Origin of the sequence: Campylobacter sp. CFSAN093246 (assembly GCF_012889415.1) — a bacterium.
Lineage (GTDB): Bacteria > Campylobacterota > Campylobacteria > Campylobacterales > Campylobacteraceae > Campylobacter_D > Campylobacter_D jejuni.
This window is the reverse complement of sequence record NZ_CP040613.1, coordinates 1,258,295-1,272,576: the sequence shown is the minus strand read 5'-3', so window position 1 is coordinate 1,272,576 and position 14,282 is coordinate 1,258,295. Positions and strand designations below refer to the sequence as shown.

Here is a 14,282-nt window from a genome sequence, read left to right as displayed (position 1 = left end):
TTAATCAAGCTTTGCTAAATTGATTAAATCACTTACTTTTTGACAATTTTTCAAGTCCTCGGCTGTGATTTTTAAAGTAAAAAGATTTTTATAAAGCACCATCACGGATACAAAAGCCAAACTATCCCACTCATCTATATCATCAAGTAGCATATCCTCGTTTAAGTCTTCATCTCTATGCATAGCTTCTTTAAGCTCTTCTAAAAATTCAGTTTTTGTCATTATTTCTCCTTTGTGTAAATTAAAATATCTTTTGTGTATAAATCTTTGAAATTCAACACCGCACTTCCCCAGCTAAGCCCTGCACCAAAAGCACTTAAACTCGCTTTAAATTCTTTTGGAGTATCTAGTTCGCAAAGTAGGGCAGGTAGTGAACAAGCGCTTAAATTAGCGTATTTTTCCATGATGAAATTAGGAACTTTATCATCATTAAGTTTTAATTCTTCTTTGATGCAATCAACCAAATACGCATTGGATTGATGAAAAAGATGAAAAGCAATGTCTTTTTCATCTACTTTAGAAAATTCTAAAATTTCTTTAAAGCTTTTAGGTTCGCATTCCAAAGCCATATTGAAAATATTTACTCCGTCCATGTAAAGATTTTCTAATTGTCTAAACTCCTCAGTTTGCATGAGTGAATCATCGTTGAAAATATCTGCTTTAGGTATTCTCATCGCACCTTTTGGAATGATGAGTTTATCAAAATGTCTTCCATCGCTTCCAAGCTCAAAAAAAGCTTCGTTAAAATCTGTTTTTTCAATTAAAGTTGCACTTACTCCATCACCAAAAATAGGAGCTAAATTCATATTTTTAGGGTGGATGAATTTGCTTAAAGTATCTCCACAAATGAGTAAAATTTTACCTAAGCCACTTTGTATTAAAGAATGAGCGACAAATAAGCCGTATAAATACCCTGCACAAGCTTGCCCTAAATCAAAAGCTACAGTTTTGGAGCTTAAATTTAAAAGTTGGTGTAAATAACAAGCCGTAGAAGGCATGAAAAAATCAGGACTTTGAGTTACTACGATGAGTGCATCAAGGCTATTTTTATCTATATTTAAACCTTGTAAAAGTGTATTGGCTGCGTGTTTTCCAAGATCGCTTACGCAAGTGTTTTCATCGCAAATATAACGCGTGTTTAAACCTATGACTTTTTTCATTCTTTTAAGGGTTTTGATATCGTTTGAAAAAACGCTTTCTAACTCATCATCAATGCAAATTTTATGTTCAGGTACGCTTACGCAAATGCCTGAAATTTTAGCTTTATCAAATCTAGTTTTCATGGATTATAAGTCCTTTGAAGTTTAAATTTTGAAATGGAATAAGGGCTGAGTTTTTTTCAAATTCTTTGGAAATTTGTTCTAAAAAGCTCAAAAATGGCATATTTCTTTCGCCTTTTTGATAGTAAAGCCTTGCATTATTGTTTTTAAGATCAAAGAAATGTAAAGCTAGTTCAAAGGCTTTAAAAAACATTCTAGTTTCAAGTTTTCTACCTAAAGCCCTACAAGAAATGCAAAGATCATCGATAAATAAATTTCCTTCTTTACAAGAAAAAACAAAAATAGCGATAATCCCACTATCGCTTAATTTATCACTCATACTCACACTTACAATGAGTTCTTTTTGCATGTGTTGTGCGACTTTTTCTTGATTTAAGCGTGTGTAATTAGCGATAAATTGATTGGTTTTGCCTAAAAGTTCGCTAATGCGAGGGATATTTTGCAGATCATTTTTGCTAAAATTTAAGCTGATTTCAAGATTTTGAAAATATTCTTCATCGCTTAAGCTTTTAAGCTCTTCTCTTAAAGCATTGGCTGCTATATCTTTGGCACGAATTTGATCTTCTTTGGTATTTGAAAGTTTTAAAAGATTAGGAAAAAGTTTGATTTTATAAAGTATATTTTCATCGCATAAAAGTGTTTTAACGCCTGTAAATTTGGTATTTTCAAGCTCGGCGATATTATCATCTATAAAAAGCATAGCGTTAGTATTTATATTAAATTTTTTAGCAATTTTTAAGATATTTTCACCCTTTGGTTCCCAATTGATCATTCTAGCATCAAAATCATCCCATTGTAAGATAAAATCTTTCCTTGTTTCAAAAAGTTTTTTTGCGTCTTTTTCTTCATTTTTTGAAGCTAGGGCAAGTAAAAAGCCTTGTTTTTTAAAAGTTTTAATTTTTTCTTGTAAGGTTTTGTGCAAAGGACTTAAATTAAGATTATCTATACCCTCTTCACCTAAAATTCCTTGATACAAGGTATTATCAAGATCAAGTACAAGAGCTTTAAGAGCGGGTTTTACGAGTGCAGGGATGAGGCTAAGTCCTAAAATTTGTGCTAAAAAAATCAAGGCTTTATTATTAAGCTTAGAGCCTGTAAGTTCTTCTTTAGCTAGGTCTAAAATATCTTCTTCATCAAAATACTCTTTTATGAGTTTTTCTATGTTAAAAATTTCACAATTTAAAATTTTTTTATCTGTTTTAAATTCTCCTAAACTAAGAACTAAAATAGGGTTTTGTGAAATTTTTCTTAGTTCTAAAAGTCTTTCTTCTATAAAATTTTGCACATTATTTTTATAGCGGGTTAAATCTAGCCATAAAAGTTCTAAACTAGCTTCTTTAAAGTTATCAAAACTCAAGCTATCATCATAAGAGCTGAAATTAAACTCAGCTCTTAAATTAGCAAAATGTAAAAAAGGAGCAATGATACTTTGCACTCCTTCAAAAGCATGATTTCTATGGACATTAATAAGAAGATCTTGACTTTTGCTAAAGTCTAATTCTTTGGCGAATTTTATAAGCTCATTGCGTTTTAAATGGGGTGAAAAAAGATTCATTTTAGCTCCACAAGTTCGATTAAAAGCCTATTTGGCATCATGATAAAACAAAGTTTAGCAAAATAGCTTGCTTGCATAATAGGAACAATACAAATGCCTCCTTGTTGTTCCAAAAGAATTAAATCTTGGGCGATATTTTTACTTTCATAGGCTAAATGATACATTTTGGTATTATTTTTCAAATAGCTATCTAGTGGTCCTTTATCGTTTAAATTTTGCAAAAGTTCAAATCTATACTGTGGAAATGCTTCATTACAAGGAATGATAAATTCGCCTCTTACCCCTTGTTTTTCATCTATAAATTCTGATTCTTTATAAAAACCTAGTTTAAAAAAACATTCCCTTTCTTTTTCTAAATTTTTACAAGCCACGCCTATATGATGAAGGGGTAAATTGAGTGTTGTATTAAGCATTTAAAACTACTGCCATAGTGATAGCATTTTTAAATTTCAATGCTTTTTCCAAACTATAATTATTTGCCATAAAACATTCATAAGCTTTAAATTTTAAGCCTGATTTTTCTATCAAATCTTTAACTTCATCAGGATGGGAAAATAAATAAATATGATCAATAGCAGGAGCATTGATAGGGATAGTTGCAAAAATTTCCCCTCCATCGCTAAGAAGCTCTTTAGATCTTTTAAGGAATTCAAGAGGTTTTTCTACGTGTTCTAGCACTTCTCCAATCACTATCAAATCAGCTTTTTTATCAAAATCATAAATAAAAAAATCTTGACATAAAAAATCACATTTTGTAATCAATCCCCCTACTTGTTGTTTTACCATTTTTTGAGTAAGTTCGCAACTTGTTGGAGAGATATCAAGTCCATAAAAGGCGGAAAATTTACCACTTTTAACTGCTCTTGCAAAATATTCTCCATGGCCAGGGCCTATTTCAAAATAAGTTGTTTTTGGAGTAAAATTTTTTAAATATTGCGAAAAATACTTTCTCACTTTAATATGAGCTATCCAAACAAAAGAAGAAAGAGCTAGGCCTATCATGTATTGTTTCATATAACTTTCATTAAAATAAACTTTATCCTTAACTTCATCAAAGCTAGAATAACGATAAGCCCCATTTTCTATGAAAAATTTTGTTTCTTCTAAAGTATCGTTAAGGATCAATAAATAACAATCGCATTGTTCTTTTATACTGATACCATCTTGAATATAATAAGAAATTAATTTATCAAATTCTTCTTCGTCTTCTTGTGGAAATTCAATTTTTTTAAGATATTTAGAATGGATAGGATTTTTTTGAGCGATGGCTTGAAATAATTTTTCAATATTTTCTTTCATTTTTCTGCCTTTAGGGTTTGAATTTTTTCTAGTAAAGTGCTTTGAGATTTTAAGAGACTTAAATCTTCTTTGTTAAATTTGATTTCAAATTCTTCTTCTAAACTCATGATGATATCAATATGAGCTAAAGAAGTCCAGTTCTTGCAGTTTTCCATGCTTAAATTTGTATTTTCATCTACTTTGGTTTCAAGTATATTTTCTAAAATTTCATAAAATTGTTTTTCCATTGTATACCACTTTCTTGAGAATGTTGAAAATTAATATATTGTATCATAATTTTCTATTAGAATTGTTTGGTTTATATCTAATTTTTTCCATAAAATTTCTATATATTCTTTAGCGTTGTAAATATTTATATGATCTCCTGCAAAATTGTTTTTTTTAAAATTTTTAGTATTATTAACAATATTGATAATGTTAATTAAATTGGGCTCAGAAGATATGTCAAGTTTTCTAACATAATAACTAATGGTTTTATTGTATGATATATTGTTTTCATCAATTAAAATTCCAGAGAAAATTTTATGATATCTGTAAAATACATTAAATTGTTCTTCTGCATAATGTGTTAGTGTGTGTCCTTGGCCCCCAAATGTCATATATTTTCCATTCTCTTTGGTTAAAACCTCATAAACACAATTTTCCCCAAAACAACTTGTTGTATCTTTTAAAAATAATTCTTCTTTTGCTCCTTTTATAGCAAAAGAAAATATAGGATCGTTTGTGCGTTTTACTCCTGTTTGTTTGCGAAAATATTCATTTAATGCTCCCATTTTTGTTTTGGAATTTATTTTGTCATAAACTTCATTTTTGCAAAAACTATAAGTAAAGGTTGGCATGATCAAAGTGCCTTCTTTGCCTATAACTTCAAAAAAACAATCTAATATAGTCTGTAAAAATTCATTTCTAGAAAGCAAGGGAAAACCGAAATTAAAAAGTTCAGTATGCACACACAAGGTATCGCCTTTTTGTAGTCCTAGTTTGTAAAAAGTTTCTATGAAGTCGTAAGTGGAGTATTTTTTATTTTCAAATTCAAGTAAATATTTCATAAACTACCTTTAAATATTTTTCATAAAAGAAGCTTTTCATATATGGCAAATTTATCCTGCTTAAGGGCGTTGCCTATGGCTTTGACATATTCTTTAGCATCATAGCTTTCTAGAAAATCTCCTGCAAATTTTATGCTTTTGTAATACCTTGTTTGCCGCACGATTTCATTTATCTTATCAAGGCTGCATACATAGGCTTTTTCCAAGTCTCTTACATAATAATTTATCCTTTTTTCTCTTTTTTGTCCTAGCTCGTCAATCACAAAGCCCTTAAATTCCTTAAAATACCTGCAAAAGCTGGTATTTCTCTCTTCAGCATAATGCGTTAGGGCGTGTCCATAATTCAAGCCTAAAAGCATAAATTTCCCACCTTCCCTAGTTAAAATTTCATATACACTATCCTTTCCAAAACAGCTTGAGTTTTCTTTTAAAAAAATATCCGCTTTAGCACCCTTCACAGCAAAGGAAAAAATAGGGTCGCTAGTTCGCCTAACCCCCCCCCCGCTAGTTCTAAAAAATTCATTCAGCACTCCCACTTTGCTTTTAGAATGCACTTTATCATAAGTTTCATTTTTGCAAAAACTATAAGTAAAGGTTGGCATTAGAAGAGTGCCTTCCTTGCCTAGCACTTTAAAAAAGCATTCAAGTAAGGTTTTTAAAAAATCATTTTTAGCAAGCAAAGCTTTGCCAAATTTCATAAGTTCTGTATGTACGCATAAAATATCACCCCTTTTTATACCTAGTTGATAAAAAGCATCTATTAAATCCTTATCGGAGTATTTTTTGCCATTGTGTTCTAAAAAATATTTCATTTTACTAGTCCATAAAATTTTATTTTTTTCAAAAGTTCTTTAAATTCATAAGCTTGCATATTTAAGATATTGGCTATATCGATGATATCATTCTCTCCATCACAGTAAGCTAGAAAATTACAAGCTAAAGGAATGTCATTGGCAGTGCTAAGGGTATGATATAGTCCTCTTTTGCCAAGATTGGGTTCGCATACTATGGTGTTTTCATATACGGCGTTGATTTCTAGATTTAAAATCATTTCTTGCATGCTTTGAAGTCCACCCATTAAACCTTTTTCAGAGATAAAATTGAGATCATCTTTTGAGTTATGATATCCATCATAGTCACCATACCTTGTGCGACATACCCCTACTATGCCAAGATTTACAAGTGGGGCATTGTATTGTCTTTCATCACTTCCACGATCTAAAAAACTAAAAGCTTTGAAATTTTCTTTATTTTTGAGCGTATGCAGGGCGACTTTATCGCTTAGAGTGTTCTCTTTAACTGTGTGTATGAGTGAGTAAGTATGATCATCGCCTAAGCAAGAAAGCACAAAGCCTGCTTTAACATGTTTTTTTAAACACTCTAAATGTTTGCTAAGATAGACTATAGAGCCTATGGTTTCAGGGATGATGACAAAGCGGTAATTATATCTTCTTTCTTTTAAACCCAAAAGCCATTTTGCTAAGAAAATACTCACTACAGGGCCACTAAGCTCATTATTTGCCATGGAAGGGTGGCAAAGATAGGTTGAAATTAAAATTTCATCTTTTGAGTTTTGCGTACTAGGTAGGATAAAATCAGCATAATCTAAAACTCCATTTTCATCGTGTTTTGCATCGATATAGACTTTGTATTTGCCTTTTTTGAGTTTTTTTCTTTCGTTGTGCGTGAGACAAAATCCCCAACGCCTTTTATAATAACTCGTTACATAAGGAATAGCATCGGGCATTTCTTCTATGGAGTAAAGATGATCTTGAAGTTCTTCTAGTTCGATTTCTTGATCGATGGCTTCGCTATAGTTTAGAAGGTGCAAGTTATGCTTTTTAAAATCACAAATTTTTTCTCCTTTTGGAGTGATGATATAGGCTTCTTTAACATTCCATTCATCAGGGACTATCCAGTCAAAAACCTTTGTGCCACTTTTTATAGAGTGAAATTTGAGTATACCCCCCCCCCAGAGTTTTATTTAAAATTTCTAAGCTATCTCTAAAACCTTGCCCTGTGATACTCCTAGGGATAGGAAAAAGTTCACAAGCTAGTTCATACATAGCCTTTCCAGTTTGGCTAAAATCTTGGCTTCTAAAGTCTAGCTTATCCACAATATCCCTTTTTAACTTTTTCAAGAATGCTAAATAAAGTATCTTTGACAAATTTTGCATCTTTTAGATTCATTTCTTGATGACAAGGTATACTAAGTTCAGCTTTGTAAAAATTATCTGCATTTTGGAGTCTGATTTCTCCTAAGAGTTTTTTATAAAAACTAAATTCATAAGTTGGTTTATAATGTACCTGTACGCCAATTCCTGCATGAAGTAAGCTTTCAAAAAGTTCTTCTTTTTGACAATAAAATTCAGGAAAAAGCAAGATAGGGTATAAATGTCTTGAGCTTTTTTTATAATTTTTGATTTTTATCGTGGAAAAATAAGGATTTTTTTCAAATTCTTTATCGTAAAAACTTGCGATTTCTTCTCTTTTTTCAAGATTGTGATCGAGTTTTTTAAGCTGGTTTATCCCTAAAGCACAAGCAACATCGCTTAAGCGGTAATTATAGCCAAGTTCTACCATATCGCTATCCCAAAGCCTTTTTTTAATTATACCATGGCTTTTTAAAAGCTTGATTTTGGTGATAAGCTCTTCATTATCACTCACCACAGCCCCGCCTTCAAAAGTAGTGATGGGTTTAACAGGATGAAAAGAAAAGATAGAAAGATCGGCTTTTTTTCCTACTTTTTCACTTTTATATAAGGCACCTAAAGCATGGCTTGCATCATCGATTAAAGGGATATTGTATTTTTTAGCAAGGCTTGAAATTTCATCTATTTCAACGCTATTTCCCCCAAAATCCACCACGCTAATAGCTCCTATATTTTTACTATCTTTTAAAAGTCTTGCTTCTAGTTTTTTTTCATCAATATTGCCATCGTTTTTAATGTCGATAAACTCTACCTTAGCTCCAGCTATTAAAGCCGCATTAGCCGTAGCAGCGAAGGTTAAAGGAGTGGTTAAAACGATTTTTTCTTTGATGCCTAGTGCTGTATAGGCAAGATGAAGGGCTGAAGTGGCTGAGTTTAATACACAAGCGTGTTTTACGCCCACATATTCACAAAGGGCTTCTTCAAATTCATCTACCTTTTTACCCCCTGTTAAAATTTCATCTTTTAAAGCTTTTGTAAGCGCATCTATATCGCTTTGATCGATGTTTTGATGAGAATAAGTAAGCATTTTAAAAACCTTCGGTGTGATTGATGATTTCTAAAAGTTCTTTTTCGCTTGCCCATAAAGGATTATTATCCGAGCTATAAGAAAAACCATCTTTTACTTTTTGTCCTTTTTCGCCTAGGGCATTGATACTAAAGTCATTATCTTTATCTACAAATTTAATACTCGGGCTTATAGCATAGTAGTTTTCAAATTCATAGGTTAAATGACTATCATCGCTTGAAATCATGATTTCATGTAGTTTTTCTCCTGCTCTTATGCCTATGATTTTATGGCTTAAATTAGGAGCTAGAGCATGGGCTAGATCGGTGATTTTCATCGAAGGAATTTTAGGGATAAAGATTTCTCCTCCATGCATTCTTTCAAAATTACTCAGTACAAATTTTACTCCATCTTCAAGGCTGATCCAAAAACGAGTCATTCTCGTATCGGTGATAGGAAGTTCTTTAGCTCCTTCGCTGATGAGTTTTTTAAAGAAAGGCACCACTGAACCTCTTGAACCTACAACATTGCCATATCTTGTAACACCAAAGCGTGTTTGCTTGTTACCTGCTATGTTGTTTGCAGCGACAAAAAGCTTATCGCTTGCAAGTTTGGTTGCACCGTATAAATTTACAGGATTGCAAGCCTTATCCGTACTAAGAGCGATACATTTTTTAACCCCATTTTCAAAACAAGCATCTATGACATTTTGCGCGCCGTGGATGTTTGTTTTTATACATTCCATAGGGTTATATTCAGCAATAGGCACATGCTTCATCGCAGCAGCATGTATAACAAAATCCACATCACGCATAGCAGTGCTTAAACGCTCTTTGTCTCTTACATCTCCTATGAAATAACGCATGCAAGAAGCGTTAAAAACGCTTGCCATTTCAAATTGTTTAAGCTCATCACGAGAATAAATGATGATTTTATTAGGTTTATAATTTTCTAGCAAAACCTTAGTATAGGTTTTTCCAAAAGAGCCTGTTCCGCCTGTGATTAAGATATTTTTTTTGTTAAACATTTTGCCTTCCTTTGCTTAAGTTTTTTAAAATTAAAGCAACAAGTGTTCCTATTTTAAAATTCTTGGCAAGGTTATGCCCGTTTGAGCTTGATACTTGCCTTTTTTATCTTTATAAGTGGTGTCACATTTTTCATCACCTTGTAAAAACAACACTTGTGCTATGCCTTCATTAGCATAAATTTTTGCAGGTAAAGGCGTAGTATTTGAAATTTCTATAGTAATATGTCCTTCAAAACCTGGTTCAAAAGGGGTAACATTGACGATGATACCACATCTTGCATAAGTGCTTTTGCCAAGACAAATAGCTAAGACATCATCAGGCATTTTAAAATACTCTATAGTTCTAGCTAGGGTAAAAGAATTTGCAGGAACTATACATACATCACCTTCAAAATCTACTACATTTTCTTCTACGAAATTTTTTGGATCCACTACAGTTGAATTAACATTGGTAAAAATTTTAAACTCACGTCCTACGCGTATATCATAACCATAGCTTGAAAGTCCATAGCTTACCACACCTTTTCCTATATTTGCTTCGCAAAATGGTTCGATCATCTTGTGTTCTAATGCCATTTTTCTTATCCAATTATCCGCTTTTAAGCCCATTTTTAACCTTTTAATATTTGTAATTGTTTGTAAGGATTATAACCTAAAAAATCTATATTTTTTATGATTTTTTTCTTTTTTAAAGTTAAATTTCAAGTTTTTTTATATAATACAAGGTTAAGTTCTTAAATTTTGTAGGAGAATTTTATGACAAAAGAAGAAATTAAAGAGTTAGTAAACCTTTTTGCTGAAGCAAATATTAGTAAAATTAAGATCAAAGAACAAGATGGTTTTGAAATAGAACTTGAAAGAGATATGTGCTGCGATGTTCCAGCTCCTGTTTGTCCTCCAGTTCCAGCTCCACAACCTATCAATGTAAGCGTTGTAAACGAAGCTCAACCTAGTCAAAGTGTAAAATCAAACAAACCAAGTATAAATAGCCCTATGGTAGGAACTTTCTATCAAGCTCCAAGTCCAGGTGCAGCACCTTTTGTAAAAGTAGGTAGTACGGTTAAAAAAGGCGATACTATAGCTATTATCGAAGCGATGAAAATCATGAATGAAATTGAAGCGGAATTTGATTGTAGGATCGCTGAAATTTTAGTTGCTGATGGTCAGCCTGTAGAATTTGGAATGCCTTTATTTGCGGTGGAGAAATTATAAAATGGAAATTAAAAGCATATTAATTGCTAATCGTGGAGAAATAGCACTGCGTGCTTTAAGAACGATTAAAGAAATGGGTAAAAAAGCAATTTGTGTGTACTCTGAAGCAGATAAAGATGCTTTGTATTTAAAATACGCTGATGCAAGCATTTGTATAGGCAAAGCAAGAAGTTCTGAAAGCTATTTAAATATCCCAGCTATTATTACAGCAGCTGAAATTGCTGAAGCAGATGCGATTTTTCCAGGATATGGATTTTTAAGCGAAAATCAAAATTTTGTTGAAATTTGTGCTAAACATAACATTAAATTCATAGGTCCTTCTGTAGAAGCTATGAATTTAATGAGTGATAAATCAAAAGCTAAACAAGTAATGCAAAGAGCAGGCGTACCTGTAATCCCAGGAAGTGATGGAGCTTTAGCCGGAGCTGAAGCAGCTAAAAAACTTGCCAAAGAAATAGGCTATCCTGTGATTTTAAAAGCAGCCGCAGGTGGTGGTGGTCGTGGTATGCGTGTGGTTGAAAATGAAAAAGATCTTGAAAAAGCGTATTGGTCGGCTGAAAGTGAGGCTATGACAGCATTTGGTGATGGAACTATGTATATGGAAAAATACATACAAAATCCACGTCATATAGAAGTGCAGGTTATAGGAGATAGTTTTGGTAATGTGATCCATGTGGGCGAAAGAGATTGTTCTATGCAAAGACGCCATCAAAAACTTATAGAAGAGTCCCCTGCAATTTTACTTGATGAAAAAACACGTACTAGGCTTCATGAAACTGCTGTTAAAGCGGCTAAAGCTATAGGCTATGAAGGTGCGGGAACTTTTGAGTTTTTGGTAGATAAAAATTTGGATTTTTATTTTATAGAAATGAATACGCGTTTGCAAGTTGAACACTGTGTAAGTGAAATGGTAAGTGGGATTGATATCATAGAACAAATGATTAAAGTAGCAGAAGGTTATGCTTTACCATCTCAAGAAAGTATTAAATTAAATGGGCATTCTATAGAATGTAGAATCACAGCCGAAGATTCCAAAACTTTCTTGCCAAGTCCAGGTAAGATTACTAAATACATTCCACCAGCAGGACGCAATGTCAGAATGGAAAGTCATTGTTATCAAGACTATAGCGTGCCTCCTTATTATGATTCTATGATAGGCAAACTTGTAGTTTGGGCAGAAGATCGCAATAAAGCTATTGCAAAAATGAAAGTAGCTTTAGATGAGTTGCTTATAAGTGGGATAAAAACAACCAAAGATTTTCATCTTTCTATGATGGAAAATCCTGATTTTATTAATAATAATTACGATACAAATTATCTTGCAAGACATTAAAATTTCCCTATTAAAGGGAAATTTTAATTGTAATTTTTATCTTAAATATTCTATATTGATTTTAGAGCGGAGTTTATCAAAATAATCCTGTATAAAATTTTGTCTTTGTTCACTTACATAAGCGTTTAAAACTTCATTTTTAACTTGTTCATATTCAGGAGTTTGTGCCCCATCTCTGCTTTTAACTTCATAGAGTTCATAGCCATTTTTTCCATTTAAAACAGGGGAAAAGCCTCCAACAGGAATTTGTGATAAAAGCCCTAAAAGTCTTGGATCGGCATTACTTGTGTTTAAAGATGCATTTTGTGGTTTAAGGATTGTTTTTTTTGTATTTTTGATATTTTCTAAAGTTTGAGGATTGTTTGATAGATAAATATTTGCATTAATTTGTGTATAAAAAGTGAATTTATCTTTATTTTGTTCGAAAAATTTTTTTGCTCCATCATCACTAAAATCAGTTTTTGCCATACTTGCGATTTTTTCATAAAGCTTTCTTTTTTCTAAGTCTTTTTTAAAATTTGCACGAAATTGTTCATAGCTTTGATTTTTGGATTTTAAATTTGCTTTGAAAGCATTTAAAGTCGTTTTGTTTTGAGCAAGCATTTTATTTATAGCATCATCAAGCTCTAGATCATTGACTACAATACCTAGTTGTTTCATTTGTGAAATTTCCATTTTTTCATTGATGAGTACGCCTAAAGCTTTATTTCTATCAATTTTAAGTGCTTTCATAGTTTGATCTATATCATAAGTTGTGATAGGCTCTTTGTCTACAACTACAGCTATAGCATTAATGGTATTTGCACTAGCTAAACTTGCAAAAAATGCAAAACTTAATAAAATTTTTTTCATTTCAAACCTTTATTTAAGTATAAATATCGCATTATATCAATAAAAATTTAAGAAAAGGCAAAAAATGCACGAAAAACTTACAACGCGTTTTGCTCCAAGCCCAACAGGGTATTTGCACATAGGTGGACTTAGAACAGCTCTTTATAATTATTTATACGCTAGAAAAAATGGTGGAAATTTTTTACTTCGTATTGAAGATACGGATTTAAAAAGAAATTCCAAAGAAGCTACTAAAGCAATTATTGAAGCTTTTAAATGGTGCGGTTTAGAACATGATGGAGAAGTAACTTACCAATCAGAGCGTTTTGATCTTTATAAAGAATATGTTAAAAAGCTTTTAGATGAAAGTAAAGCGTATTATTGTTATATGAGTAAAGAAGAATTAGAAGAATTGCGCGCCAAGCAAGAAGCTGCCAAAGAGCGCCCAAGATATGATGGAAGATATAGAGAATTTACAGGCACGCCACCTCAGGGTATAGAACCTGTTGTGCGTATTAAAGCACCTCAAAGCGGTGAGATTGTTTTTGAAGATGGGGTTAAAGGCGAGGTAAGATTTAAAGCAGAGGATATAATGGATGATTTTATTATTGCAAGAAGTGATGGAACTCCAACTTATAATTTTACTGTTGTTATTGATGATGCTTTAATGAGGGTAAGTGATGTGATTCGTGGGGATGATCATCTTTCAAATACTCCTAAACAAATTGTGCTTTATGAAGCATTGGGTTTTAAAATTCCTAAATTTTTTCATGTGGCTATGATACATGGAGAAGATGGTAAAAAGCTTTCAAAAAGACATGGGGCAACTGATGTTATGGAATACAAAGAAATGGGAATTTTACCTCAAGCTTTGCTTAATTTTCTTGTGCGTTTAGGTTGGAGTCATGGCGATGATGAGGTTTTTTCACTAGAAGATTTGAAAAAACTTTTTGATCCTTATCATATTAATAAAAGCGCATCTTGTTATAATGCTAAAAAGCTTGAATGGCTTAATGCTCATTATATTAAAACTTTGCCTTTTGAAGAGATTAACCGTCAGCTTAAAGATCTTGGCTTTGATTTATCTGTTTATGAAAAGGCGGGATTTTTACTTGATTTATTAAGAGAGCGTGCAAAAACCTTGCATGATATTATCAATGGTGCAAAAAGTATAGTTAATGCGCCGCAAAATTATGATGAAAATGCAGTACAAAAATTTATTAACAAAAATAATTTAGAATTGCTCCAAGCATTTGCTAATACACTTAAAGATCAAAAAACAGGTAAAGATTTTGAAGATTTTACAAATGATTTTTTAGAAAAAAAAGAAGCAAAGTTAAAAGATTTGGCTCAGCCTATACGCATAGCTTTAACAGGGAGTGCGGTAAGTCCTAGTATTTTTGAAGTATTAGAATTTTTAGAGGTTGATGAGTGCAAAAAAAGAATAGAAAATTTTTTAAAAGTTAGAGGAAAATAA

The 14,282-nt window shown here is 32.0% G+C and carries 15 protein-coding genes and 1 pseudogene; 3 read left to right on the top strand and 13 right to left on the bottom strand.

Annotation, left to right across the window (positions count from 1 at the left end; all coding sequences use genetic code 11):
* From FBE87_RS06670 to dcd, 12 genes and pseudogenes are all read right to left on the bottom strand, one after another.
* Positions 1–222 (bottom strand): acyl carrier protein, encoded by a 222-nt coding sequence (locus FBE87_RS06670; RefSeq protein ID WP_002789840.1) that lies wholly within the window; start codon positions 220–222, stop codon positions 1–3.
* Positions 222–1,283: a beta-ketoacyl-ACP synthase III gene (locus tag FBE87_RS06665; protein WP_100621764.1), complete on the bottom strand. Its 1,062-nt coding sequence runs from the start codon at positions 1,281–1,283 to the stop codon at positions 222–224. Before FBE87_RS06665 ends, FBE87_RS06670 begins: the two co-directional genes overlap by 1 nt.
* A complete protein-coding gene (locus FBE87_RS06660; protein WP_002810163.1) occupies positions 1,273–2,835 on the bottom strand; it encodes an HAD-IIIC family phosphatase in 1,563 nt (520 codons plus the stop codon). The genes FBE87_RS06665 and FBE87_RS06660 overlap by 11 nt, the downstream gene beginning before the upstream one ends.
* Entirely contained in the window at positions 2,832–3,248 is a 417-nt protein-coding gene (locus tag FBE87_RS06655) for a VOC family protein (protein ID WP_002791673.1), read from the bottom strand. Before FBE87_RS06655 ends, FBE87_RS06660 begins: the two co-directional genes overlap by 4 nt.
* Complete coding sequence (locus FBE87_RS06650; protein WP_100626255.1) at positions 3,241–4,134, bottom strand: class I SAM-dependent methyltransferase; 894 nt, start codon at positions 4,132–4,134, stop codon at positions 3,241–3,243. The genes FBE87_RS06655 and FBE87_RS06650 overlap by 8 nt, the downstream gene beginning before the upstream one ends.
* Positions 4,131–4,361 carry an acyl carrier protein gene (locus tag FBE87_RS06645; protein ID WP_002803470.1) on the bottom strand — a complete coding sequence of 77 codons (231 nt, stop codon included), beginning with the start codon at positions 4,359–4,361 and terminating at the stop codon, positions 4,131–4,133. The genes FBE87_RS06650 and FBE87_RS06645 overlap by 4 nt, the downstream gene beginning before the upstream one ends.
* A gap of 30 nt (positions 4,362–4,391) precedes the next feature.
* Positions 4,392–5,183 carry an N-acetyltransferase LegH gene (gene legH / locus FBE87_RS06640; RefSeq protein ID WP_002856586.1) on the bottom strand — a complete coding sequence of 264 codons (792 nt, stop codon included), beginning with the start codon at positions 5,181–5,183 and terminating at the stop codon, positions 4,392–4,394.
* 20 nt (positions 5,184–5,203) lie between these two features.
* The gene (locus tag FBE87_RS06635; protein WP_052822681.1) at positions 5,204–5,995 is read right to left on the bottom strand and encodes an AAC(3) family N-acetyltransferase; all 792 of its coding nucleotides are present in this window, start codon (positions 5,993–5,995) and stop codon (positions 5,204–5,206) included.
* Positions 5,992–7,300 (bottom strand): annotated as a pseudogene (locus FBE87_RS06630) (DUF4910 domain-containing protein). Before FBE87_RS06630 ends, FBE87_RS06635 begins: the two are co-directional and overlap by 4 nt.
* The gene (gene pseC, locus FBE87_RS06625; protein WP_002867330.1) at positions 7,293–8,423 is read right to left on the bottom strand and encodes a UDP-4-amino-4,6-dideoxy-N-acetyl-beta-L-altrosamine transaminase; all 1,131 of its coding nucleotides are present in this window, start codon (positions 8,421–8,423) and stop codon (positions 7,293–7,295) included. Before pseC ends, FBE87_RS06630 begins: the two are co-directional and overlap by 8 nt.
* Position 8,424: 1 nt before the next feature.
* Positions 8,425–9,429, bottom strand: a complete 1,005-nt coding sequence (gene pseB / locus FBE87_RS06620) for a UDP-N-acetylglucosamine 4,6-dehydratase (inverting) (protein WP_002872451.1) — start codon at positions 9,427–9,429, stop codon at positions 8,425–8,427.
* A gap of 48 nt (positions 9,430–9,477) precedes the next feature.
* On the bottom strand, positions 9,478–10,038 hold the full coding sequence (gene dcd, locus FBE87_RS06615) for a dCTP deaminase (protein WP_002859334.1): 561 nt from the start codon (positions 10,036–10,038) through the stop codon (positions 9,478–9,480).
* Positions 10,039–10,185: 147 nt separating this feature from the next.
* Between dcd and accB the strand changes: the two genes are divergently transcribed.
* Together accB and FBE87_RS06605 are read left to right on the top strand one after the other, a co-directional pair.
* A complete protein-coding gene (gene accB, locus FBE87_RS06610) occupies positions 10,186–10,641 on the top strand; it encodes an acetyl-CoA carboxylase biotin carboxyl carrier protein (protein WP_002853623.1) in 456 nt (151 codons plus the stop codon).
* A 1-nt stretch (position 10,642) separates the two neighbouring features.
* Positions 10,643–11,974: an acetyl-CoA carboxylase biotin carboxylase subunit gene (locus FBE87_RS06605; protein WP_002860484.1), complete on the top strand. Its 1,332-nt coding sequence runs from the start codon at positions 10,643–10,645 to the stop codon at positions 11,972–11,974.
* Positions 11,975–12,010: 36 nt separating this feature from the next.
* On the opposite strand, the gene salC is transcribed toward FBE87_RS06605, so the two are convergent.
* Positions 12,011–12,826: a peptidylprolyl isomerase SalC gene (salC, locus tag FBE87_RS06600; RefSeq protein ID WP_002859332.1), complete on the bottom strand. Its 816-nt coding sequence runs from the start codon at positions 12,824–12,826 to the stop codon at positions 12,011–12,013.
* Positions 12,827–12,890: 64 nt separating this feature from the next.
* Between salC and gltX the strand changes: the two genes are divergently transcribed.
* Positions 12,891–14,282 carry a glutamate--tRNA ligase gene (gene gltX, locus FBE87_RS06595; RefSeq protein ID WP_168977236.1) on the top strand — a complete coding sequence of 464 codons (1,392 nt, stop codon included), beginning with the start codon at positions 12,891–12,893 and terminating at the stop codon, positions 14,280–14,282.